This is a genomic window from Longimicrobium sp. (assembly GCF_035474595.1).
In the GTDB taxonomy this organism is placed as follows: Bacteria; Gemmatimonadota; Gemmatimonadetes; order Longimicrobiales; family Longimicrobiaceae; genus Longimicrobium.
In genome coordinates, this window is the sequence record NZ_DATIND010000083.1 from 1 (window position 1) to 22278 (window position 22278).

Annotated in this window: 17 protein-coding genes; 4 read left to right on the forward strand and 13 right to left on the reverse strand. The window is 71.7% G+C overall.

The annotated features are described in order from the left end of the window. Positions 1-276: 276 nt before the first annotated feature. Entirely contained in the window at positions 277-993 is a 717-nt protein-coding gene (locus tag VLK66_RS14355) for a CTP synthase C-terminal region-related (seleno)protein (RefSeq protein WP_325310123.1), read from the forward strand. Positions 994-1257: 264 nt separating this feature from the next. Here VLK66_RS14355 and VLK66_RS14360 read toward each other — a convergent pair whose 3' ends face one another. Beyond that, on the reverse strand, positions 1258-2181 hold the full coding sequence (locus tag VLK66_RS14360; RefSeq protein WP_325310124.1) for an N-acetylmuramoyl-L-alanine amidase-like domain-containing protein: 924 nt from the start codon (positions 2179-2181) through the stop codon (positions 1258-1260). Positions 2182-2503: 322 nt separating this feature from the next. Then, positions 2504-4549, reverse strand: a complete 2046-nt coding sequence (locus VLK66_RS14365; RefSeq protein WP_325310125.1) for a M13 family metallopeptidase — start codon at positions 4547-4549, stop codon at positions 2504-2506. 365 nt (positions 4550-4914) lie between these two features. Between VLK66_RS14365 and VLK66_RS14370 the strand changes: the two genes are divergently transcribed. The 3 genes from VLK66_RS14370 (at position 4915) to VLK66_RS14380 (ending at position 12145) form a co-directional block, all read left to right on the forward strand. Continuing rightward, on the forward strand, positions 4915-5337 hold the full coding sequence (locus tag VLK66_RS14370; RefSeq protein WP_325310126.1) for a thiol-disulfide oxidoreductase DCC family protein: 423 nt from the start codon (positions 4915-4917) through the stop codon (positions 5335-5337). A gap of 40 nt (positions 5338-5377) precedes the next feature. Beyond that, complete coding sequence (locus VLK66_RS14375; RefSeq protein WP_325310127.1) at positions 5378-5740, forward strand: hypothetical protein; 363 nt, start codon at positions 5378-5380, stop codon at positions 5738-5740. Between the two features lie 84 nt (positions 5741-5824). Then, positions 5825-12145, forward strand: coding sequence for an alpha-2-macroglobulin family protein (locus VLK66_RS14380; RefSeq protein WP_325310128.1), 6321 nt, complete (start codon positions 5825-5827; stop codon positions 12143-12145). 327 nt (positions 12146-12472) lie between these two features. Here VLK66_RS14380 and VLK66_RS14385 read toward each other — a convergent pair whose 3' ends face one another. The 11 genes from VLK66_RS14385 to VLK66_RS14435 all read right to left on the reverse strand — a co-directional run bounded on the left by VLK66_RS14385 (position 12473) and on the right by VLK66_RS14435 (position 22181). After that, positions 12473-13315, reverse strand: coding sequence for a DUF4344 domain-containing metallopeptidase (locus VLK66_RS14385; protein ID WP_325310129.1), 843 nt, complete (start codon positions 13313-13315; stop codon positions 12473-12475). A gap of 76 nt (positions 13316-13391) precedes the next feature. Next, entirely contained in the window at positions 13392-13967 is a 576-nt protein-coding gene (locus VLK66_RS14390) for an NUDIX hydrolase (RefSeq protein ID WP_325310130.1), read from the reverse strand. Between the two features lie 17 nt (positions 13968-13984). Continuing rightward, positions 13985-15001, reverse strand: coding sequence for a medium chain dehydrogenase/reductase family protein (locus tag VLK66_RS14395; RefSeq protein WP_325310131.1), 1017 nt, complete (start codon positions 14999-15001; stop codon positions 13985-13987). Between the two features lie 511 nt (positions 15002-15512). Beyond that, positions 15513-17213, reverse strand: a complete 1701-nt coding sequence (locus VLK66_RS14400; RefSeq protein ID WP_325310132.1) for a dipeptidyl-peptidase 3 family protein — start codon at positions 17211-17213, stop codon at positions 15513-15515. 99 nt (positions 17214-17312) lie between these two features. Further along, entirely contained in the window at positions 17313-18053 is a 741-nt protein-coding gene (locus VLK66_RS14405) for a GH25 family lysozyme (protein ID WP_325310133.1), read from the reverse strand. Positions 18054-18201: 148 nt separating this feature from the next. Then, positions 18202-18471: a hypothetical protein gene (locus VLK66_RS14410; protein WP_325310134.1), complete on the reverse strand. Its 270-nt coding sequence runs from the start codon at positions 18469-18471 to the stop codon at positions 18202-18204. 86 nt (positions 18472-18557) lie between these two features. Beyond that, entirely contained in the window at positions 18558-18938 is a 381-nt protein-coding gene (locus tag VLK66_RS14415; protein WP_325310135.1) for a PIN domain-containing protein, read from the reverse strand. Between the two features lies 1 nt (position 18939). Continuing rightward, positions 18940-19251 (reverse strand): hypothetical protein, encoded by a 312-nt coding sequence (locus VLK66_RS14420; RefSeq protein WP_325310136.1) that lies wholly within the window; start codon positions 19249-19251, stop codon positions 18940-18942. 55 nt (positions 19252-19306) lie between these two features. After that, positions 19307-20521, reverse strand: coding sequence for a pyridoxal phosphate-dependent aminotransferase (locus tag VLK66_RS14425; protein WP_325310137.1), 1215 nt, complete (start codon positions 20519-20521; stop codon positions 19307-19309). Positions 20522-20886: 365 nt separating this feature from the next. Next, a complete protein-coding gene (locus tag VLK66_RS14430) occupies positions 20887-21522 on the reverse strand; it encodes an RES family NAD+ phosphorylase (protein WP_325310138.1) in 636 nt (211 codons plus the stop codon). Continuing rightward, positions 21519-22181 carry a hypothetical protein gene (locus VLK66_RS14435; RefSeq protein WP_325310139.1) on the reverse strand — a complete coding sequence of 221 codons (663 nt, stop codon included), beginning with the start codon at positions 22179-22181 and terminating at the stop codon, positions 21519-21521. Before VLK66_RS14435 ends, VLK66_RS14430 begins: the two co-directional genes overlap by 4 nt. Positions 22182-22278 lie beyond the last annotated feature (97 nt).

A 22278-nucleotide genomic window follows, 5' to 3' on the forward strand; every position in this document is an offset into this window, starting at 1 on the left:
CCTTCAGCAACTGCTGGATACTTGTTTCCAGCACGAGCATGGGGCACCTCCCTTTCTGGCGATTGGGTGTGGTGCCTCATGCTCTTTCTTTTTTGCCGCGTGTCAACGAAAAGCTATGCTATCAGATCCTTCGGCCTGCAATCGATTGTGTGAGATTGTGTCCAGTGTGGCCGGCCTCAGGATGACGTCACTCTCTCACCCCGGTCGCGAGAGGCTTTCGGAAGCGCTGGCGGCGCGGCATCTTGCGATCATCCCCAACATCCCGCGAGGTGCGCCATGGAGCCCACGTTCATCGCGCTGGTCGGCGACCACGACCCGGAAGTGGTCGCGCACCGGGCCATCCCCAAGGCGCTGGGGCTGGCGGCGCTGTCGCTCGGGCGGATGGTGGACGCGGTGTGGGTTGCCACGGAGGAGGTCGCGGCCGACGAGGAGCAGGCGCTGGGGCACGTGGACGCCATCTGGTGCGTTCCCGCGTCGCCGTACCGGAGCATGGAGGGCGCGCTGGCGGCCATCCGCCGCGCCCGCGAGCGCGGGATGCCGTTCCTGGGCACCTGCGGCGGCTTCCAGCACGCCGCGATCGAGTTCGCGCGCAACGCCTGCGGGCTCGCGGACGCCGACCACGCGGAGACGAGCCCCGGCGGAAGCACGCTGCTGGTCGCGCCGCTGGCGTGCGCGCTGCGCGGCGTGGCCGGGCGCGTGCGGCTGGCGGACGGGACGAAGATCCGGGAGATCTACGGCGTGGAGGAGATCGAGGAGGAGTACATGTGCGGCTTCGGGCTGAACCCGGAGTACCGCGCGGTGCTGGAGCGCCACGGGATGCGCTTCACCGGCTTCGATCCCGACGGCGCGGTGCGGGCGATGGAGCTGCCGGAGCATCCGTTCTTCGTCGCCACGCTCTTCCAGCCGGAGCGCGCGGCGCTGCACGGGCACCTGCCTCCGCTCGCGCGCGCCTTCGTCCACGCGGCAACTTCGGCAGCCGCCGCACCGGCCTGATCATCCGAACAGCATCTCATACGGAATCCGGGAATTCAGTTCGTGTATTCTCGCCGCATCAAGCCGACGTCATCCTGAGGCCGACCACACGGGTAACCAGCGTCTAGGCGAGAGGTTGCAGGCCGAAGGATCTATCGGCGCCACAGCACGTGATTTGGCTAGATGCACCGATTCTCCCGCCAGATTTGGTATCATATCACTCAGAAAATCAGGGCAGCGGAGAGAACTCCTCCGCTGCCCTGCTTCTCTGCGTGAACCTTCCGTTCATCCCCGCAGCGGGCGGGCGATGAGGATGCCGGTGCCGCTGCGGAGGGCGGCGACGTACTGCGGAAGCGTGCCGCGGCTGATCTGCACCTGGCCGCCGGAGAGCGGGGCGTGCAGCACGCGCATCACGCCCCGCGGGTCGCGGTACGCCAGCCCGGTGTGCGTGCAGTCCAGCCCGTCGATGGAGCAGGCGAAGCCAAGCACGTCGCCCGTCTGGATGCGGTCCAGCACGGCGGGGATGCGCGCGGTGGGCACGAGATGGCGCGGCTGCGCGTCCAGCCGCCGCTCCATCGCCACGATGTCGCGGAACACGGCGTCGTCCTTCAGCGCCTCGTACGCGGAGCGGTGCGTGCCCATGAAGCGCAGCGGCCGCCGGTCCTCGGTAGCGCCCAGCTCCGGGCCCAGGTCGCGCACCAGTCCGCGCGCGGCGTTGTCGGAGATCCACTCGCTGAAGTAGTGCAGCCGGCTGGCGTACCCCGCCCGCACCCCGCCGCGGTAGCGCATCCGCTCGATCTCGTGCACGAAATCGTCCCATCCCGCCTCCGGCTTCCCCGCCGCGCGGGCGATGGCGAGCGACGACTCCACCAGCGTCACGCAGTCGAAGACGGTGAGGTAGCTCGTCACCGGCTCGTGCGCGGGGGTGCCGCCGGCCGCGGCGAGGTACTCCTCCAGCGTGTGCGCGCGGTAGGGCGTCCCCACCGCCAGCTCGCCCACGCGCGCCACCACGCGCCCCAGCGGCGCCCGCGCGGACGCCAGCCCGTCGCGCCGCAGCGCGCGCAGCCACGCCGCCAGCCGCTCGCGGTCCGCGTCCGCGTCCGCGGCGAACGCGCGCAGGGCGGACGCGGCTTCGAGCGGATCGGCGAGCGCGAATGCGGCCGCGGAGAGCGCGGCGGTGCGGAGGAAAGTGCGACGGGAGGAGGGCATCGGGTGCGAGAGTGCGAAGGTGCGAGAGTGCGAAAGTGGCCGCACGGCGGATCACGTCGCGTACACGGAATCTACCGCGAAGATGCGTGGGTTGGAACGGCGGGAGGATGGTGTGCGCCGGAAGGGCACCGCCGTGACTGGCCACGGATCCTTCGGCCTGCCGGCTCCGGCGAGTGCCCGGATTCGGCGTGGCCGGCCTCAGGATGACGTCTTTGTACCTTTGAATCCGCCGGTGACCATGAGTATCGACCGGATGGACGAAGCGGCCCGGTTCCGCTGGGGAACCGGGCCGCTTCGTCCATCACCATCTACCGAAACGCCTTTACCAGATCACCACGCGGTCGGCCTCGGGGCGGTACATCTTGTCGCCCTCCTTCACGCCGAAGGCGCGGTAGAACGCCGCGTTGTTCACCAGCGGGCCGTTGCCGCGGAACTGCCCCGGCGAGTGCGGGTCGGTGAGCAGCTGGTTGCGCAGCGACGCGTCGCGGTACAGCGTGCGCCACACCTGCGCCCACCCCAGGAAGAAGCGCTGGTCGCCGGTGAAGCCGCCGATGACCGGCGCCTCGCGGCCCTGCAGCGAGTTGCGGTAGGCGCGGTACGCCACCGCCAGCCCGCTCAGGTCGCCGATGTTCTCGCCCAGCGTGAGCTTGCCGTTCACGTGCATCCCCTCGAGCGGGACGTACGCGTCGTACTGCGCGGAGAGCGCGTCGGCGCGCTGCTGGAAGGCGCTGGCGTCGGAGGCGGTCCACCAGTCGCGCAGGTTGCCGGCGCCGTCGCTCTTGCGCCCCTGGTCGTCGAAGGCGTGGCTCACCTCGTGGCCGATCACCGCCACGATCCCGCCGTAGTTCACGGCGTCGTCGGCGTTCGGGTTGAAGAACGGCGGCTGCAGGATCGCGGCCGGGAACACGATCTCGTTGTTGGTCGAGTTGTAGTACGCGTTCACCGTCTGCGGCGTCATCCCCCACTCGGTGCGGTCCACCGGCTGGCCCAGGCGCGCCGTCATGCGGTTCCACTCGTACGCCCCGATCGCCCGCAGGTTGCCCACCAGGTCGCCGCGGGCCACCTGCAGCGCCGAGTAGTCCTGCCACTTGTCGGGATAGCCGATCTTGACCGTGATGTGCGACAGCTTGTCGTGCGCCTGCGCCTTGGTCTCGGGGCTCATCCACGACAGCGAGTCGATCCCCTGGCCGAAGGCGGCCATGAGGTTCTGCACCAGGCGCTCCATGGCGGCCTTGTTCTCGGCCGGGAAGTTCTGCTCCACGTACGCCCGGCCCAGCATCATCCCCAGCCCGCGCTGCACCAGCCCCACGCCGCGCTTCCAGCGCGGGCGCTGCTGCTGCAGCCCCGCCAGGGTGCGGCCGCGGAACTGGAACTGCGCGTTCTGGAAGGGCGTGCTCAGGAACTCGGCCGAGTTGTCGAGCAGGCGCACCAGCATGTACGCCTTCACGTCGGCCACCGGCGCGGCGGCCAGCACGCTGTCGAGCCCCGCGATGTAGCTGGGGGCGCTTACGATGACCTCGGGGGTGTTCAGCCCGGCGGCGCCCAGGTACTGCGTCCAGCCGAAGCGGGGCGCCAGCTTCTGCAGGTCCGCGATGCTCATCTTGTTGTAGGTGAGGTCGCGGTTGCGGCTGCGCACCCGGTCCCACTGGCGCTGGGCCAGCTGGGTCTCGAACGCCAGCACCCGGCGCGCGCTGCCGGCCGCGTCGGGCTCGCCGGCCAGGCGCAGCAGCGTTTCCATGTAGGTGACGTACGCGTCGCGCGCCTGCTGCAGCCGGGCGTCGCTCGACAGGTAGTAGTCACGGTCGGGAAGGCCCAGCCCGCCCTGGCGCACGTACACCGTGTAGCGGTCGGACTGCTTGGCGTCCTGCATCACCCCCACGCCGAAGGGATAGCCCACGCCGGTCTTTGCGGCGGCCGCGAAGAGCGCCGGGTACTGCGCGGCGCTGTTGACCGCGCGGATGCGGGCCAGGTCCGGCCGGATGGGGGTGATGCCCAGCTGCTCCACACGGGCGCTGTCCATGAAGCTGGCGTACAGGTCGCCCAGCTTCTGGGTGTCGGAGCCGCGCGCGCCGTTGGCGGCCACGGCCTGGTCCAGGATCTGGTGGACGGCGGCCTCGCTGCGGTCGGTCAGCGACACGAACGCCCCGAACGAGCCGCGGTCGGCCGGGATCTGCGCGGTGCGGGCCCAGTTGCCGTTCACGAACTGGTAGAAGTCGTCCTGGGGGCGCACGCTGCGGTCGAAGCCGGCGGTGTCCACGCCGAGCTCCTTGACCTGGGCCCCGAGCTGGGCCGCGGCGGCGGCCGTGAACGCCACGCCCAGCGCGGCGCCGCGCAGCCACGCGCGCGGGAGGGTGGTGCCGAGAGTCATGATGCGGTCAGGTTGAGGGTCCTGAGGGGGAGACGGGGGCTGATACGTCCCGCACCGCCGAAGGTTCCGCAAAGCGCGAATCCGCGTTCGCATCCGGAGCCGGGGCAAGGGTGCCTCCGCCATCGCAGGGGTGACGAAGATAAGACGCCTCGCACCCCCGAATCGTTTTTCCACCCTCCTCCACTCGCACCCGGCATGCGGTCGGATCGAGCGCGATTGATGGGCAGATGCTTCATCGTGGCTCCGCTGCGTCAGAATCGCCATCCCCCTCCCGTTCACCTCATGGATCGGGGACGGGACAATCGGCGGGGTGGCGGGTAGATTGCGGCGGGGATGCGGGAGAGGCTACGCTGGAGGGCGAGACGATGGCGGAGGCGGAGATCGCGGAAACCGGCGGGCCGCTGGTGCTGTACGACGGCACCTGCGGGCTGTGCAGCCGCTCGGTGCAGCTGATCCTGCGCCACGACCGGCGCGGGCGCTTCCGCTTCGCCGCGCTGCAGTCGGACGCGGGACGGGCGGTGCTGGCGCGCCACGGCCTCCCCGCGGACCGGCTGGACACCGTGGTGCTGGTGGACGGCGGACGCGCGTTCACGAAGTCGCGGGCGGCGCTGCGCATCGCGCGGGGGATGGACGCGCCGTGGCCCGCGCTGTGGCCGCTGGCGCTGGTGCCGCGCGCGGTGGCCGACTTCTGCTACGACCGCGTGGCCCGCAACCGCTACCGCCTGTTCGGCCGGACCGAGGCATGCATGCTTCCGCCTCCGGAGGTTCGCGCGCGCTTTCTTTCCTGAAGCGCGCCCTTCGCGGCTCATCCGCCCGGGGAGGGTGAAGATGAAGCGCCACAACGTGATGGCCGCGCTGCTCGCGGCCCCGCTGGCCGCCTGCGCGTCGGTGAGCGCGGGAGAAGAGGCCGGGTCCCGGATGGAGACCACGGACCCGTCCACGGTTCCCGTGTACTCCATCGGCCAGAAGGTGCCCTGCGGAATGGTGCGCCTCACCGAGGTGCAGGCGGGCTCGGTGGCCGGGCTGCGCTGGGCCGCGCTGCAGGTGCGCGGGAACGCGGTGGTCGGCGTCCGCAGCCGCCTGGTGGTTCCCGAGACGACCCGAGCCACCTACCGCCGCATGGCCGGCCCGGCCGCCGTGCGCGTGTACCAGGGGATGGCCGTCCGCCTGGACGACCGTTGCCACGCCTGACCCGCTGATCCACTCCACCCGCGCGCCGGGGGGACCCGCTCTCCCCGGCGCCGCTGGCGTCATGACACCCGGACCCCACCGTCCATGCCCGTGATCCGCCGCTCCGCGCTCGTTGCCGCGCTCCTCACCGCCGCCGGCACTCCCATGACCTCCCAGGCCCAGCAGCAGCCGCGCGACGTGCAGATCCCGCGGCTCTACGCGCGCGTCGTCTACCAGCCCGGCGTGGTGCGCGAGGACTCGTCGGGCCTGCGCTTCCGGCTGGACGCTCCGGCCGGCCGCGACGCCGTGGCCGCGCGCCCCGCCGCCGCCACCGGCCGGCTGCTGACCGCGGCCGAGCAGCAGCGGCTGCTGGCGCGCCTGGCCCCGCTCGCCGCCGACAGCACGCCGGCCGACGCCTTCAACTTCCCCGCGCAGACGCTGCCGCCGCCGCGCGCCGGCCGCGTCGTGGCCGAGCCCTTCCCCCCGCGCGACACGGCGGCGGCCGGGCGCCCCGTCTCCGCGCAGGCGCCCGCCCCGCTGGACGTGATCCGCCGCGCGCCCGAGGGCGACGTGGACACCGGCGCCGAGGTCACCATCACCTTCTCCCAGCCGATGGTGCCGCTCGGCTCCGTGGCCGACGTGGCGGCGCAGGCGGTGCCCGCGCGGATCACGCCGCAGCCGCCGGGGCGCTGGCGGTGGATCGACGTGCGGACGCTGAAGTTCGAGCCGCGGGGACGCCTTCCCATGGCCACCGAGTACACGGTCGAGATCCCGGCGGGAACGCGCGGCGCGGCCGGCGGGCCGCTGGGCGAGGCGGTGCGCTGGACCTTTGCCACCCCGGCGCCGCGGGCCATCGGCTCGCTCCCGCAGTACGGGACCACGGGGCTGCACCCGGTGATGGCCGTGGCCTTCGACCAGCGCATCGACCCCGCGGCGGTGCTGCGCGCCGTCACCGTGACCGCCGGGAGCGCGTCGTTTCCCGTGCGCCTGGCCACGGCGGCCGAGATCGCCGCGGACGTGGAGCTGAAGCCGGTGCTGGACACGCAGGAGCCGAGGCGGTGGCTGGCCTTCCGCACGGTGAACCCGCTCCCGCGCGACGCGCAGGTCACCGTGGCCGTGAACCGGGGAACGCCCTCGGCCGAGGGGCCGCGGCGCACCGAGGTCCGACAGTACTGGACGTTCCGCACCTACGGCCCCTTCCGCGTCCGCGAAAGCAGCTGCGGCGGGTGCCGGCCGGGGAACCCGTTCTTCGTCCAGCTGACCAACGAGGCCGACACGGCCTCGTTCCGCCCGTCCATGGTCACGGCGACGCCCGCCATCCCGGGGATGCAGGCGTGGGTGAGCGGGAGCTCGCTGGTCGTCTCGGGCGCCACGCAGCCCAACACGCGCTACACCGTCCGCATCGCCCCCGGGCTCCGCGACCGCTTCGGGCAGACGCTGGAGCCCGCGCGGCCGCTCACCTTCAACGTCGGCGCGCCGTACGCCTCGCTCGAGGGGCCCGACGGGATGGTGGTGCTGGACCCGCTGGCCGAGCGCGCCATCTCCATCTCCGCCGTGGGGCACCGGCGGCTGCGGCTGCGGCTGATGCGCGTGCAGCCGGAGGACTGGTTCCGCTTCAGCGAAGGACAGCGAGACCCGGCCACCGGCCGCCGCGTGCTCCCGGGCACCGCGGTGGTGGACCGCGCGGTCGCCGTGGACGCGCCGCTGGGGGAGCCGCGCGAGGTGCGCATCGACCTGGCCCCCGCGCTGGCGAACGGGCTGGGGAACGTGATCGTGGCCGTCGAGGCGCTGGACGGCACGGAGCGGGAGGAGCGCGAGCAGGCCGTGTACACCTGGGTGCAGGCCACCCACATCGGCCTGGCGGCGTTCTCGGACGAGACGGAGCTGCTGGCGTGGGCCACCTCGCTGGTGGACGGCGCGCCCGTCGCGGGCGCCGAGGTGCGGCTGGTCCGCGTGGGCGCGGAGACGGTGGCGGGGGCGACGGACACGCGGGGACTGGCGACGCTGGCGCTCCCGGCGGACGAGGCGGGGCGGCGGATCCTGGTGGCGCGCGCCGGCGGCGACGTGGCATTCGTCACGCCGGGGATCGGGGGATACGCCCGCTGGGCGCGCCGCGGCCAGGGCGCCAGCGCGGCGATGTTCTTCTTCACCGACCGCGGGCTGTACCGCCCGGGCGAGACGGTGCGCTTCAAGGGATGGGTGCGGCGGATGGCGACGGGGAAGGAGGGCGGCCCCGAGCTGCTGCGCGCCGGCGAGGGCGAGAGCGTGGAGTGGACGGCGTTCGACTCGCGGCACAACGAGGTGGCGAAGGGAACATCGCCGCTGACGGCGCTGGGCGGGTACGACGGCTCGTTCACACCGCCCGCGGACGCCAACCTGGGGAGCGGGACCATCGAGGTGCGGATGGTTCCCCGCGGCCCGGCGGGGCAGACGATGTTCAACTTCGGCTACCGGCTGGAGGAGTTCCGGCGCCCCGAGTACACGGTGACGGCCGCCGCGTCCGAGGGCCCGCACTTCGTGGGCGGCAGCGCCGAGATCACCGCCAGCGCCGCCTACTTCGCGGGCGGCGGGCTTCCCGGGGCGCCGGTGCACTGGGTGGTGAGCGCCATGCCGGGCTACTACTCGCCGCCGGGGTGGGACGAGTGGACCTTCGGCTCCAGCCCCGGCGTCTGGCGCGGCGTCTACCAGTCGCGCGGCGCGACGCGCACGGCCACGCTGGACGGCGCCACCAACGCCGCGGGCGAGCACGTGCTGCGCATCTCCTTCGACTCCGCCGATCCCCCGCGCCCCTACGTCGTCGCCGCGCAGGCCACCGTGACCGACGTGAACCGGCAGACCTGGTCGGCCGATGCGTCGCTGCTGGTGCACGCCGCCGCCATCTACGTCGGTCTCCGTCCGCAGAAGCCGTGGGTGAGCGCGGGCGATTCCATCGACCTGGACGTGGTCGCGGTCGATCTCGACGGGAAGCCGGTTGCCGGGCGCACGGTGGAGGTGAAGGCCGTCCGCCGCTCCTGGAGGAACATCTCCGGAAGCTGGGAAGAGGTGGCGGGGGATCCGGTGACGTGCACGCGGCAGTCCGACGCGCGCCCGGTGCGCTGCATCTTCCCCGCGGCCGAGCCGGGGTCGTACGAGATCACCGCGACGACGCGCGACGCGCAGGGGCGGCCGGCGGAGAGCAGCACCACCGTGTGGGTGACGGGGCGCGGCTACCTGGCCGGCCCGCCGGGCGAGAGCGGCGAACGCAGCGTGGAGCTGGTTCCCGACCGCAAGACGTACGCGGTGGGCGACACGGCGCGCATCCTGGTGCGCACCTCGTTCACCCCCTCGCGCGGGCTGCTGACGCTGCGCCGCAACGGCATCGCGCGCACCGAGGAGGTGCGGCTGGACGGCTCGACCTCCTCCTTCTCCGTTCCCATCACCGAGGCCGACGTGCCGAACGTGTGGGTGCAGCTGGACCTGGTCGGCACGAGCGACGGGCGGCACGGCGAGGGCGCGCGCGGCGTGCTGTACGCCGTGGGGCAGACCAACCTCTCCGTCCCGCCGGCGACCAGAAAGCTGGCGGTAAAGCCGCTCCCGCGCGACACCGCGGCCGCGCCCGACGCGCAGACCGCGGTGGGCGTGGAGGTGCGCGACGCCGCCGGGCGCCCCGTGGCCAACGCCGAGGTGGCGCTGGTGGTGGTGGACGAGTCGGTGCTGGCGCTCTCGGGCCACCGCATCGGCAACCCGATCGGCACCTTCTATCCCATGCGCGGGCCCGGGGTGGAGGAGATCCGGCTGCGCGAGGCGGTGCAGGTGGTGGAGCCGGACTTCGAGCCCGCGGCGCACACCCTGGTGGGCCGCGTGGTCGACGCGCGCAACGGCGGGTACCTGGGCGGCGCCACGGTGGCGGTCGAGGGCACGGCGCTGAAGACGACGTCGGACGAGGCGGGGCGCTTCCGCATCTCCAACGTGCCGTCGGGCGCGCACACGCTGGTGGTGACGATGGACGGGTACGCCCCGGCGCGCGAGCGGGTCACCGTGGCGTCCGAGGCGCCGAAGCCGCTCCGCATCTCCCTCGTCCCCGCGGCGCTGGAGCTCCAGGGGCTGGTGGCCACCGCGACGGGCTCGGAGTCCCGGTCGCGCATGATGGCCAGCGCGGCCATGCCCACGGCCCAGTTCGACGCCTCGGCGCCGCCGCCTCCGCCGCCGCCTCCCTCTCCCCCGCCGCCGCCTCCGCCGCCGTCTCCCGAGGGCGCGCCCGCCGCGGGCCCGCAGCCGGTGCCCATCGCGGTCCGCAGCAACTTCGACGCGCTGGCGCTCTTCGCGCCCACGGTGCGCACGGATGCCGACGGGCGGGCGGTGGTGCCCTTCAAGCTCCCGTCGAACCTCACCCGCTACCGCGTGACGGCGGTGGCGGTGGAAGGGGGGACGAAGTACGGCGTGGGCGAGAGCGCCATCACCGCGCGGCAGCCGCTGATGGTGCGCCCGTCGGCGCCGCGCTTCCTGAACTGGGGCGACCGCTTCGAGCTTCCCGTGGTGATCCAGAACCAGACCGGCGCGCCGCTCACCGTGAACGTGGCCGCGCGGGCGACGGGGGTGAACGTGGCCGAGACGGGGCGCCAGGTGGTGGTCCCCGCGCACGACCGGGTGGAGGTGCGGCTGGCCGCCGAGGCGACCCGCGCGGGAACGGCGCGCTTCCAGGTGGCGGCGGCCTCCGCGGCGCTGTCGGACGCGGCCGAGGGGACGCTCCCCGTCTACACCCCGGCCACGGCCGAGGCGTTCGCCACCTACGGCAATTTCGCCGGCGACAGCGCCGTCACCCTGCCGCTGCGGGTGCCGGCGGACGCGATCCCGGCGTTCGGCGGGCTGGAGGTGTCGACCTCCTCGACCGCGCTGCAGGAATTGACGGACGCGCTGCTGTACCTGGTCCGCTATCCCTACGAATGCTCGGAGCAGATCGCCTCGCGGATGCTGGGCATCACCGCGCTGCGCGACGTGCTGTACGCCTTCAAGGCCGACGAGCTTCCCCCGCCGGAGCAGCTGCGGGCGTCGGTCGACACCGACGTGCGCGACCTGGCGGCGCGGCAGAACCCGGACGGGGGATTCGGGTTCTGGCGGCGCGGCCAGCCGTCGTTCCCCTACGTCAGCATCCACGCGGCGCACGCGCTGCAGCGGGCGCAGGAGAAGGGATACGCGGTACCCCCCGAGGTGATGCAGCGCTCGCTGCGCTACCTGCGCGAGGTGCCGCGCAACGTCCCGTCCGACTATCCGGCCGACGTGCGCCGCGCGCTGGAGGCGTACGCCACCTACGTTCGCGCGCGCATGGGCGACGCGGGGGCGGAGGACGCGGTGCGGCGCTTCATGGCCGCGGCCCCGCGCGACTCCATCACCGTGGAGGAGGCCGGCTGGCTCCTCTCCGCGGCCACGGGAAAGGCCTCGCTCGCGGCCGAGCGCACCGAGCTGCTGCGCATCATCAACAACCGGGCGACCGAGACGCCCTCGACCGCCACCTTCGCCACGCGCTACACCGAGGGCGAGTACCTGCTGCTGCACAGCGAGCGGCGGACGGACGGCGTGGTGCTCGAGGCGCTGATCGGCGCGCAGCCGGACAACCCGCTGGTTCCCAAGGTGGTGCGCGGGCTGCTGGGGCACCGCGTGCGGGGGCGGTGGGACAACACGCAGGAGAACGCGTGGGTGCTGGTCGCGCTGGACCGCTACTTCCACGCGTTCGAGGGGCAGACGCCCGAGTTCGTCGCGCGCATCTGGCTGGGCGAGCGCTTCGCGGGGAGCCACGCCTTCAGCGGGCGGCAGGCGGACCGCGCGGTGACCTCGGTGCCCATGCGGGTGCTGCAGGAGCAGCGGCCGGAGTCGGTCACCATCGGCAAGGAAGGGCCGGGGAGACTGTACTACCGCGCGGGGCTGCGCTACGCCCCGCGCGACCTGGACCTGTTGCCGCTGGACGCGGGGTTCGTGGTGAGCCGCACCTACGAGGCGGTGGACGACCCGCGCGACGTGGTGCTGGGCGCGGACGGGCGGTGGCGGGTGAAGGCGGGGGCGCGGGTGCGGGTGACGCTCACGATGACGGCGCCGTCGCGGCGGGTGCACGTGGCGCTGGTGGACCCGCTCCCGGCCGGCTTCGAGCCGGTGAACCCGGACCTGCGCGGCGCGCAGGCCACGCCGCCGGCGCAGGCCGGCGCGCGGCCGATGGACTACGGCTGGTGGTGGCGCACGTACTGGTACCAGCACCAGAACCTGCGCGACGACCGCGCCGAGGCCTTCACCTCGCTCCTGCGCGCGGGCACGTACACGTACAGCTACGTGGCGCGCGCGACCACGCCGGGCCAGTTCATCGCCCCCCCGCCCCGTGCGGAGGAGATGTACTCCCCCGAAGTCTTCGGACGCGGCAAGACCGAGCGCGTCGTCATCGTCCCCGCAGACCAGCAGTAGCGGCTGGGGAGAAGTTCAGCGGTGACGGCAGAAAAGACGGGAATTTCGGTAGATGAATAGCCAAGGGCCCGCGGATGCATCTCCGCGGGCCCTCGGCGTTCGTGCAGCTTGGATGCTTTGGTGAGGGTCACGCGACACACCACCATCCGACGAGTGCGTCACCCTCTGCACGGAGCACACGAAGTTACCCCCTCCCGTTATCGGGAAGGGGGTACGCGGCCCCAGCCGCGGGGGGAGGGCTCCGCCGCGCGCACCGAAGTCATCCCCGCACCGATGCCGAGCGGCCTCGCCGATGCCACGCTCTTCCGCACTTCCGCACTTCCGCACTCAAGTCTTGAGATACGGCCCCAGCAGCCTGTCCCATGCCTCGCGCGTGCGGTCGTACTCCTCGGGGCAGCGCTCGGCGCGCTCGGGGGGGAGGGTGCCGTCGCGGGTCCACTCGGCATAGGCGTCGGGGTCCTGGCCGTAGACCAGGCAGAGCACGTTGTAGAAGCGCTGCCCGTTCAGCGCGTGCTCGTCGGCGAAGGCAAGGTCGTCCAGCTGGTCGTCGTCCGGCAGGCCGCGCACGCCGTTCACCGCCGCCTCGTCGCCATCGTCCGCGCCGTCCACCAGGATCAGCGAGGCGAGCTGGTCCACCGCGTCCTCCTCGCGCCCGGTGATGGGCAGGTCCAGCACGTTCACCAGCGCGTGCCCCACCTCGTGCAGCGTGGTGAAGAGCAGCGCGTCGTTCACCGCCTGGTCGCGGTCCTCGTCGTGCGCGAAGATCTGGTCCAGTTCGTCCACCAGCTCGAAGCAGACGGTCACGGTGCGGTCCTTCGGCTCGTAGAACGAGTTGGACTCGCCGCACTCGGCAAAGGTGAGCGTCACGTCCCGCGGCAGCCGCACCCAGTCGTTCATCCACGCGGCCACGTCTTCCAGGAAGTGCTCCTGCCGGAAGTCGTCCTGCCACTGCGCGAACACCGTGTCGCGCACCGGGCGGTACGCCACGCGGAACTGCCCCGCGCCCACGGCCGCCTGCGGAGCCGCGGGCGCCGCGCGGAAGCCGGGCGCCGCGCCCGGATGCGCCGCCCCCCCGCGCACCCCGCGCCCGTCGCACGCCGCGACCGCCGCGCAGGCCAGCGGCACCAGCGCGAGGGCGGCAAAGCGGGAGCGGAACGGGTTGCGGAGCATCGAGACGGATCGGCTGACACGGGTTCGGAAACGGGCGCATAAATCTGTGCAAACTAATGCGTTTACGCCAGTTGCCTCAGCCGTGGAGGAATTGAAGACAGGTCTTCGAATGGTTGAACACAGCGGAGAACACAGGCGGGAAATTGTCTGCGAAGCGGATTGCGGCGCCCGCGTCGTCCTCGCGCAGAAGAGGCGTGTGAATCAATTCCGCGATCTCGCCGGTTCCCATTCCATGGAATCCCTCAGTTTCCTCGTTCGGGCGAAGCGCGTCCGCATCGATGAATTCGCCGACCACGAAGACGCGCGTGAACGCCCGGCAGCGCTCGCCCGCTGTGGAGTTCGTCGCCTCGAGGAGAAGCGTCGAGACCGGAAGCAGTTTGTGGATCTCCAGCCCCAGCTCCTCCCGTGCTTCGCGGAGCGCGGCGTCCTCGTAGGCCTCGCCCGGATCGACGTGGCCGGAGCAGGTGCTGGTCCACAGCCCGGGGTTCATCGTTCGGCTGGTTGATCGCTGTTGGAGAATCCAGCGTCCCTGCCGATCCTGCGCCAGCACGTGCACCGCTCGGTGCAGCAGCCCGTCGCGGTGTGCTTCGGCGCGCGAGACTACGCCGAGCTCCTGGTCGTTTTCGTCGACGTGATTCACCATTTCGCTCATCACGACTCCCCGATTGTCTACGGCGTCAGCAGCACCTTGCCGAAGTTCTTGCGGTCCTGGATCCAGGCGTGCGCGTCGCCGGCCTTTTCGAACGGGAAGGTGCGGTCCACCACGGGGTCGAAGGTGCCGCCGGCGACCAGCGCCAGGATCTCGCCCATGATTCCCTTCAGCCGCGCGGCCTCGTTCCACAGGTGGCCCAGGTTCACGCCCTGCACGCCGCGGTTGGAGTTCATCATGGGCAGCGGGCGGAAGGCGGGCATCGCGATCAGCCCGCGCACCGCGCCCACGAGGCTGCGCCGCTTCCCCGTGGCCAGCGCGCTCGCGCCGAACACGTACAGGCGGCCGAGCGGCGCCAGCGCGCGGTAGCTCTTCCGGAAGCTCTCCCCGCCCACCGCGTCCAGCGCGATGTCCACCCCGCGGCCGCCGGTGACGCGCTTCGTCTCCGCCAGGAAGTCCTGCGTGCGGTAGTCGATGCAGTGCGCAACGCCCATCTCCCGCAGCCGCGCGTGCTTCGACGCGCTCGCGGTCCCGATCACCTCCGCGCCCTTCCACCGGCAGATCTGCAGCGCCGCCTGCCCCACGCCCCCGGCCGCGGCGTGCACGAGCACGCGGTCGCCCTCGCGCACGTTCCCCAGCGTCACCAGCATCAGCCAGGCGGTGATGTAGTTCACCGGGATCGCCGCGGCCTTCTCGAAGCTCAGCGCGTCCGGCAGCCGCTGCGCCTGCGCGGCGGGCACGCACACCACGTCCGAGTATCCCCCGAAGCGCGTGGTCGAGCCCACCCGGTCGCCCTCGCGAAAATCGGTGACGCCGGCGCCCACGCGGTCCACCGTCCCCGCGACCTCGTAGCCCATCACGGTGGGGAGCGGCGGCGCGTCGGGGTACAGCCCGAGGCGCGCCATCACGTCCGCGAAGTTCACCCCCGACGCGGCCACGCGGATGCGGATCTCGCCGGGCTTCGGCTCGGGGTCCGGCGCCTCGCGCACCTGCAGCACCTCCGGCCCGCCCCGCTTGGTGATCCAGACCTGGCGCATCGGTCCTCGTTTCTGATGTGGAGACGGAGGATGTTGGAACCGCTCTGATATGGGGACGGAGGATGTTGGAATCGCAGGATTGGGGTGTGTTTGCCCCTCAGGCGCCGGTGCGCGTCCCCGTCCCCGCGCCGCCCTCACCCCGCGCCGGAGGGCGCGACCCTCTCCCGTCCCGGGAGAGGGTGGCTATCCAGCATCTTTGCGGTTGTTTGGCCCTTCTTCGCACCCACGCACGGAGTGGCGCCGATGCTTGCCAGCTACCTCTCCCGGTACGGGAGAGGTGGACAGCCTAAGCCGGCCGGAGAGGCGCGATGCCGGGCCGACGAGCCAACATCCGTCTCCCCGCCGAGTCCTCCCCTCCCCGCGTGTCGGTCGGACGGTCGGGGAGGGGGAGAAGGCCGCTATACCGGGCGGGCAGGATCTCTCCAACCCGCCCGGCCGTCATCCCCGTACGAAAGCCGAGCGCACTCCCGCACTTTCGCACTCCCGCACTTTCGCACTTTCGCACTTCGGTTCACAGCCCCAGCACGCCGGTCCCCTGCTCGAACACCACGTCCACGGGAATCCCCAGGCGCGACAGGCGGCCCAGGTCGCCCTGCAGCTCGGGGCGGATCACGCCGTAGCCGGTCATGAACTCGCCCACGCCGGCGTAGTCGCCGTTGCCCTGCAGGCGCAGGATCTTGCCCGCCAGCGCGTTCACCGCCTGCTGCATCTTCTCGAAGTTCACGCGGTACTTCCCCGTGGCCGGCTCGCGGGTGAACGCGCCCTGCTCGGCGAAGAAGTTGAACGTGGCCATGTTCGCCCGCCCGTGCGCGTCGCCCGCGCCGAAGCGCACCGAGCGGAAGAGCCCGGCCAGGAAGGTGACGTAGTTGTTCAGCAGCGGCTCGTTCCCCAGCTCGCCCTGGCGGTTCAGCTGCGTCACCATGTACAGCCCCAGCACGTCGGCCTTCTCCTCCTCCAGCCCGCCGGCGCGCTCCTTCAGCGCCTCGCGCACCGTGCCCGTGCCGTTCACCACGTTCTTGATCCCCAGCCCGTGGGCCACCTCGTGGAACATGGTGTTCTCGAAGAACCCGTCGAAGGTGATGTTGGCCACCTGGTCCGGCACGATCAGCTCGCGGCCGATGGGGAGCATGATGGCGTCGAACTTGGCGCGCATGGCGTTCTTCAGCTGCAGCCGCCGCGTCCCCTTCTGCAGCTGCACCTGCTCGTCGTTCGGCAGGTTGATGGCGATGGTCTTGGCCCCCGAGTTGGCCTCGCCCGCGTAGTACACGGCGTCGTAGGCGTTCAGGTCGCTGTTGCTTCCCGGCACCTCGCGCTTGAACGCCTCCTCCACCGGCAGCCCGCGCTGCAGGGCGGGCAGCAGCTGGACGTAGTGCGCCAGGCGGCGGCTCCACTCGCGGTCCTTCACCAGCACGTACGCCTCGTTGGCCGCCTTGTAGCCGTACAGCGCGTCCTCGTACGTCTCGATGGGGCCGATCACGATGTCGAGCGTGTTGTTCTTCATGTCCATCCAGGCCAGGTCGCTGGCCTGGAAGTCGTCGCTCAGCAGCGCGTCGGCGCGCAGCGTCAGGTAGCGCTTCAGCCCCGGATCGTCGGCCAGCGCGGCGGCCTGGCGCAGCTTGTCCGCCGCGCGCTGCAGGTTGGGGGCGAAGGCGACGTGGAAGGGAACGGCGTACAGGCGCCCCGACTGGTTGCGGCGCACCAGCGTGTACAGGCTCTTCAGCGAGTCCGCGCGCGCGCCGCCCTTGGCCACCTCGGCGTCGAACTCCGCCTTGGTCATCCCCGCGGGATAGTAGTTGGAGCCCTCGTACTTGGCGGCCACGCCGGGGACGAAGGGCGCGTCGTTCTCCAGCCGGTCCCACGGGCCGTAGTTGAGATCCACGTACTGGCGCATCCGCGGGTCGGTGATGCGCCCCATCAGCTCGTCGCGGTTGCCGTACGTCTGCATCCAGAAGATGGCGTCCATCTCCTTCGCCGCGTCGATCAGCAGCGGGATCATCCGCCGCTCGTTGGCGGAGAGCTGGGACAGGTCGGTCGTCAGCCGCACGGTGCGGTAGCGGGCCAGCCGCTGGCCGATGTCCTCCTGCGGCTGCGCGGCCGAGCCGGCGGCGGGGGGCTGCACGGCGGCGGGAGCGGGGGCGGGCTGCGGCGCCTGCGTGCACGCGGCGAGCAGCGCGGCGGCCGCGGCGGCGGATGCGAGATGGCGAGAGGTCATGTCTTCCTCGATTGGATCGGGTCGGTCGTTCCTGCCGGACTGGATCGGAATGGGGGAATCCTATCCGTTGCCGCCGCTCCCGCAAGCGGAGCGCCGCCGTCACCGCCCGTTGATCCACCGATCGAAATCCCCGCGCGTGCCGTTGAAGGCGTTCAGGTCGACGTACGTCTCCACCCCGTCCATCCGCCCGCGGTTGCCGTACTGCCACAGCGTCCACCGTCCCCCGTACCGCGGCGCGCCGAAGATGCTGCGCACCCAGAGCGGGTTCGCCGCCGGGCGTCCGGCCAGGTACGCGTCGTAGAACTCGCGGGTGACGTAGAGCAGCGCGGGCCGCCCGTACGCCGCCTCGACCGGGGCGAGGAAGGCGCGCAGCTGGGCCGCGAGCGAGTCCGCGGAGGGGCGCGCCGCGCAGTTGCCTCCGAACTCCAGGTCGACGGCGGGAGGGAGCGCGGGTCCGGGGAGGGGCGGCGCGGCTGCGAGGAAGTTGCGCGCCTGCGCCTCGCCCGGCGCGCAGAAGGTGAAGTAGTGGTACGCGCCGGTCACCACGCCCGCCCGCAGCGCCCCGGCGCGGTTGCGCACGAAGGTGCTGTCGCGCCACGCCGCGCCCTCGGTCGCCTTGAGATAGGCGAACTCCGCCCCGTCCGCCCGCAGCCGCGCCCAGTCGATCGCGTGCTGGTGGTGCGACACGTCCACGCCGCGCACCGGGTAGCGCGCGCGGCTGGGATAGTTCCCGCGCAGCCACCCGTGCCACACCAGCAGCGCCGCCGCCAGCGCGAGGATGCCGACGGCGAGGAAGCCCGCGGCGGTGCGGCGCGAGGAACGGGATCGGCGTCGGGCCACGTCGCTCCGTCGGGTGGGGGATGGGGATCGGTGGCGCGCGGAGAAGATAATGGACCTCGTCGGAAAAGTGGGTTCTACGCGGAGAAGCAGGGCAGCGGAGAGAACGCCTCCGCTGCCCTGCTTCTCCGCGTAGAACCTCGCGGTTCCGCTACTTCGCCGGCTCGCCGGGGCGGCCGCGGTCGCGCTTCGTCAGGCGGCCGATCTCGATGTGGACCTTGGTCAGGTCGCCCGAAAGGTCGGTGATGCGCTCGGTCAGGTCCAGCACGGCACGCACGCCGTCGCCCCACACGTCGGCCACGTAGCGGTCGCCGGCCCGGAACATCACCCGCTGCGCTTCTTCCAGCGTCTGGATGGCCTCCCAGAGCATCTCGCGGGCGTTTTCCAGGTGTTCCTGTGCGCTGGGCTGGTGCTCGGCCATCGGGTGGGCGACGAAAGGTGGCGGGCGATGGTGAATGGGCGGCCTACAACCTAGCGCATCGCGCCGCCGCCGTCACCCGCGGGCGCCTACTTCGGATACGGCTGCATCGTCACGAGCCCGGGAACCGCACGGAAGTGCTTAAGATTGAACGTGCACAGCGGCGCGCCGCTGCGAAGTGCCGTCGCGGCGATGAGCGCATCCAGCAATCCCAGACTGTGGGAGAGGTGAAGTCTGGAGAAGATCTCCAGCGCTGCCGCGCACCCGCGCTCGTCAGGCCAGACCACCGCCATCCGCGACACGAATCGCAGCGCCTTCTCCACCTCCTGCGAGTTCCTCGCCGACTGCACCAGCTCCATAACGACGAAACCTGGAACAGACGGTTGCTCGCGCAGTCCGTCCAGCCACACCGCGGCCGGCGCGTAGCCACGCTGTACGTCGATCAGCACATCCGAATCGAGCAGAATCACGTCATTCGTGGGTTCGGCGTTCGGCGCGCTTGCGCAGTTCCCGAGCATACTCGACCGAGTCAGTAATATCGGTACGATAGCCGATCAGACCCTCGCGCCTCCAGAAGTCGACGAGTTCCGCCCCGGTCTGCGCGACGCGGTTCGGAGAAGCCGAGCTCTGCGTGAGCATCTGCACCACGTAATCCGCGAGAGGAACCCCAGCCTCGGCAGCCTCCGAAGCCAGCCGGCGCTCAAGATCGCCGGGCAGCTCCAATGTAAGACTCATGATCACTCTCCTTGCGTCCGACGATCTGTTTGCCTGGTCGCGATCCATTTCGCAACGCGGGTGATACGTCAACCTGCGGACGTTGTGCCAGCGCGCGTCACTTTCATCGCTGGCCCAGCGTCGCCAGCCGCTCGGCGGCGGCGGTGAGCGTCGCGTCGGTCTTGCAGAAGCAGAAGCGCACCTGGCGGTCGCCGCCCAGCTCGCGCGCGTGGTCGGCGAAGTAGAACGACGAGCCGGGCACCACCGCCACCCCCACCTCGCGCACCATCCAGCGCGTGAACTCCACGTCGTCCGCGTGCCCCAGGTGCGCGAAGGGGGTGATGTCGGTCATCACGTAGTACGCGCCGTCGGGGTCGGTGAAGCCGAACCCGGCGGTGCGCAGCGCGCCCAGCATGAAGTCGCGGCGGCACTGGTAGGCGGCCTGCAGCTCGGCGTAGTACTCGCGCGGCATCCGGAGCGCCACCGCGCCCGCGGCCTGCAGCGGCGCGGCGGCGCCCACCGTCAGGAAGTCGTGCACCTTCCGGATCGCGTTGGTGATCTCCGGCGGCGCGATCGCCCATCCCACCCGCCACCCCGTCACCGAGTACGTCTTCGACATCGAGTTGATGACCACGGTGCGCTCGCGCATCCCCTCCATCTGCGCCATGGAGATGTGCTCCACCGTGCGCCCCTCCGACGGGTAGAGGATGTGCTCGTAGATCTCGTCGCTGAAGCAGAGCACGTCGTGCTCCACGCACAGCCCGGCGATGAACTCCATCTCCTCGCGGGTGAACACCTTTCCCGTGGGGTTGTTGGGGTTGCAGAGGATGATGGCGCGCGTGCGATCGTTGAACGCCGCGCGCAGCTCGTCGCGGTCGAAGTGCCAGTCCGGCGCGCGCAGCGGCACGTAGCGCGGCGTGGCGTCGGAGAGGATCGCGTCGGGCCCGTAGTTCTCGTAGAAGGGCTCGAAGACGATCACCTCGTCGCCCGGATCGACGGTCGCCATCATCGCCGCGATCATCGCCTCGGTCGAGCCGCAGGTGACCACGATCTCGCGCTCGGGATCCACGTCCAGCCCCAGGTACCACTGCACCTTGTCCCGGATCGCCTCGCGCAGGTCCTTGGCGCCCCAGGTGATGGCGTACTGGTTGATGTCGGCGGCGATGGCGCGCGCGGCGGCCTCCTTGATGGCCTCGGGCGCGGCGAAGTCGGGAAAGCCCTGCGACAGGTTCACGGCGCCGTGCTTCAGCGCCTCGCGCGTCATCTCGCGGATCACCGACTCGGTGAAGCGCGCGGCGCGGCGCGACACCTTCGCGTGGGCAGAAACCAGCGTGGACATGGGGATCCGCGGAATGGGATGGGGGATGAAGATGCGTCTCGGCGGCTTCCCCAACCTTCGCACCGATACGGCCGTGCCGCAAGCCGTCGCCGCCCGGGGATGAACCTGCGTCCGGAGACGCGGCGAAACGGGGCTCAAGTAAGTAGCCAGAAGTTTTGTCGATTCGGCAGAAGCGATCCTCATTTCCCAGTGAACTCAGCGCGATCCCCTCAATCTCCGCGTCTCCCCAACGGTGATTTCTCACGCGGAGACACGGAGTCGCGGAGAACCCCGTGCCGTGACGAATCCTCCGCGTCTCCGCGTCTCCGCGTGAGATCAACGATGTAGCGGTCGATCGACGATGAAAGCCGACAGTACGTACCGACTTAGATCAACCCCATTCCGTAGCGGTCCAGCCACTCCGCGATCGGGTCCGCCAGCGTCCGCGGGTCCAGCACGCGGGTGTCCACTGGCACGATTGCACCGGCGGAACGGTCGAACAGCGCGATGGCGAACCCGTCGTCGTCGTGCCGCGCCCGGTAGCGGATCCCGTCGAGCGCGGCGGGGTGCTCGTGCAGCGCGAGCGCCCATGCGCGCGACACGGCGTAGGGGCCGGTACAGACCGCGGCGGTCGCCCCCGCGCGCGCCAGCCCCGGCCCGTGCATCGCCGCCAGGCGCAGGGCGCTCCGCACCTCGATCCCCGCGAGGCTCCGCGCCACCAGGTCCGGCTCCTCGATCACCGTCATCCCCGGCTCGCGCAGGAACGTCTCGGCGAAGGCGACGTGGGGATCCTCGGCCAGGTAGCAGACGCGGAACTCGCCGCCCGGCGCGTCCCACCGCCCCCGTGGAGGCACGCCGGGAGCCGGGCCGAAGAACAGCGGATCCCGCCGCGCCGAATGAATCCGATAGAGCAGCGCGGCGGCCGGGACGGCGTGGATCGGCAGATCGCGCGCGAAAAGGTCCGCCGGCGGATGGGGCGGCGGACCCGGATCGTCGGGCGGAACGGCCGGCGCGGCGCTCACCCCGACTGCTCGCCGTAGCCGGCGACCGCCTCGACGGCGCCTTCGACGTTTCCGCGAACAAGCGCGTCGAGCGGAGATACGCCGCCCAGCGCGTCCGCCGGGGCCACCAGCGCGGAGAGCCGCGTCCACGGTCCGTCGACCCGGAAGGCCGACAGGACGCGGCCGAGCCCCCGCAGCGGACCGTCGGGCCCGAACTGCCCCGCGGGATAGACGAACTCGCCGTTCGCCTGCGCCACCGCGAGCAGCGTCCCGCGTGCGCGGCGCGCATGCACCGCCGCCGGCTTCACCCCCATCAGCGCCGCCACCGCCCCCGCGGAGAGGCCGCCTCCCGCGCGCTCGAGGAGCACGGCCTTCGCCTGTGCGCCGCGCGCCCGGGCGGCCGCGAGCGGATCGCGGGCGGGGGGCGCGAGCGGGCCGACCTTCGCCAGCAGCCCGGCCAGCCCGCCCACGTCGTCCGACGCCGCGAGCGCGTCTTCCACCGCCTGCGCCGGCGCCGAGTCGATCAGCCGTTCCACCAGCGTCCGGTAGCGGACGAGCGCTGCCTCGCGAAGCCGGTCCCGATCCCCATGCGCTGCGCGCAGGCCCGGCACCGAGCGGAGCACGGGGCGAGACGACGCCTCGGGCGTGCTGCGGCTCTTCCTCCGTTGCTTCGATGACATCGAATCCCTCCGGGGCGTTGACACCATGATTCTAGCGTCGATTCCGCAATACAGTCAACATCCTTCCCTGCCCCTCATCTCCCGTTCATGCGGATGT

Excerpts from the sequence above, each read along its gene's own strand:
- VLK66_RS14380 (WP_325310128.1), top strand. The coding sequence starts at position 5,825 with ATGCCCGTGATCCGCCGCTCCGCGCTCGTTGCCGCGCTCCTCACCGCC.
- VLK66_RS14425 (WP_325310137.1), bottom strand. The coding sequence starts at position 20,521 with ATGTCCACGCTGGTTTCTGCCCACGCGAAGGTGTCGCGCCGCGCCGCG.
- VLK66_RS14355 (WP_325310123.1), top strand. The coding sequence starts at position 277 with ATGGAGCCCACGTTCATCGCGCTGGTCGGCGACCACGACCCGGAAGTG.
- VLK66_RS14370 (WP_325310126.1), top strand. The coding sequence starts at position 4,915 with ATGGCGGAGGCGGAGATCGCGGAAACCGGCGGGCCGCTGGTGCTGTAC.
- VLK66_RS14360 (WP_325310124.1), bottom strand. The coding sequence starts at position 2,181 with ATGCCCTCCTCCCGTCGCACTTTCCTCCGCACCGCCGCGCTCTCCGCG.
- VLK66_RS14435 (WP_325310139.1), bottom strand. The coding sequence starts at position 22,181 with ATGTCATCGAAGCAACGGAGGAAGAGCCGCAGCACGCCCGAGGCGTCG.
- VLK66_RS14365 (WP_325310125.1), bottom strand. The coding sequence starts at position 4,549 with ATGACTCTCGGCACCACCCTCCCGCGCGCGTGGCTGCGCGGCGCCGCG.
- VLK66_RS14410 (WP_325310134.1), bottom strand. The coding sequence starts at position 18,471 with ATGGCCGAGCACCAGCCCAGCGCACAGGAACACCTGGAAAACGCCCGC.
- VLK66_RS14395 (WP_325310131.1), bottom strand. The coding sequence starts at position 15,001 with ATGCGCCAGGTCTGGATCACCAAGCGGGGCGGGCCGGAGGTGCTGCAG.
- VLK66_RS14400 (WP_325310132.1), bottom strand. The coding sequence starts at position 17,213 with ATGACCTCTCGCCATCTCGCATCCGCCGCCGCGGCCGCCGCGCTGCTC.
- VLK66_RS14375 (WP_325310127.1), top strand. The coding sequence starts at position 5,378 with ATGAAGCGCCACAACGTGATGGCCGCGCTGCTCGCGGCCCCGCTGGCC.
- VLK66_RS14385 (WP_325310129.1), bottom strand. The coding sequence starts at position 13,315 with ATGCTCCGCAACCCGTTCCGCTCCCGCTTTGCCGCCCTCGCGCTGGTG.
- VLK66_RS14420 (WP_325310136.1), bottom strand. The coding sequence starts at position 19,251 with ATGGATCGCGACCAGGCAAACAGATCGTCGGACGCAAGGAGAGTGATC.
- VLK66_RS14390 (WP_325310130.1), bottom strand. The coding sequence starts at position 13,967 with ATGAGCGAAATGGTGAATCACGTCGACGAAAACGACCAGGAGCTCGGC.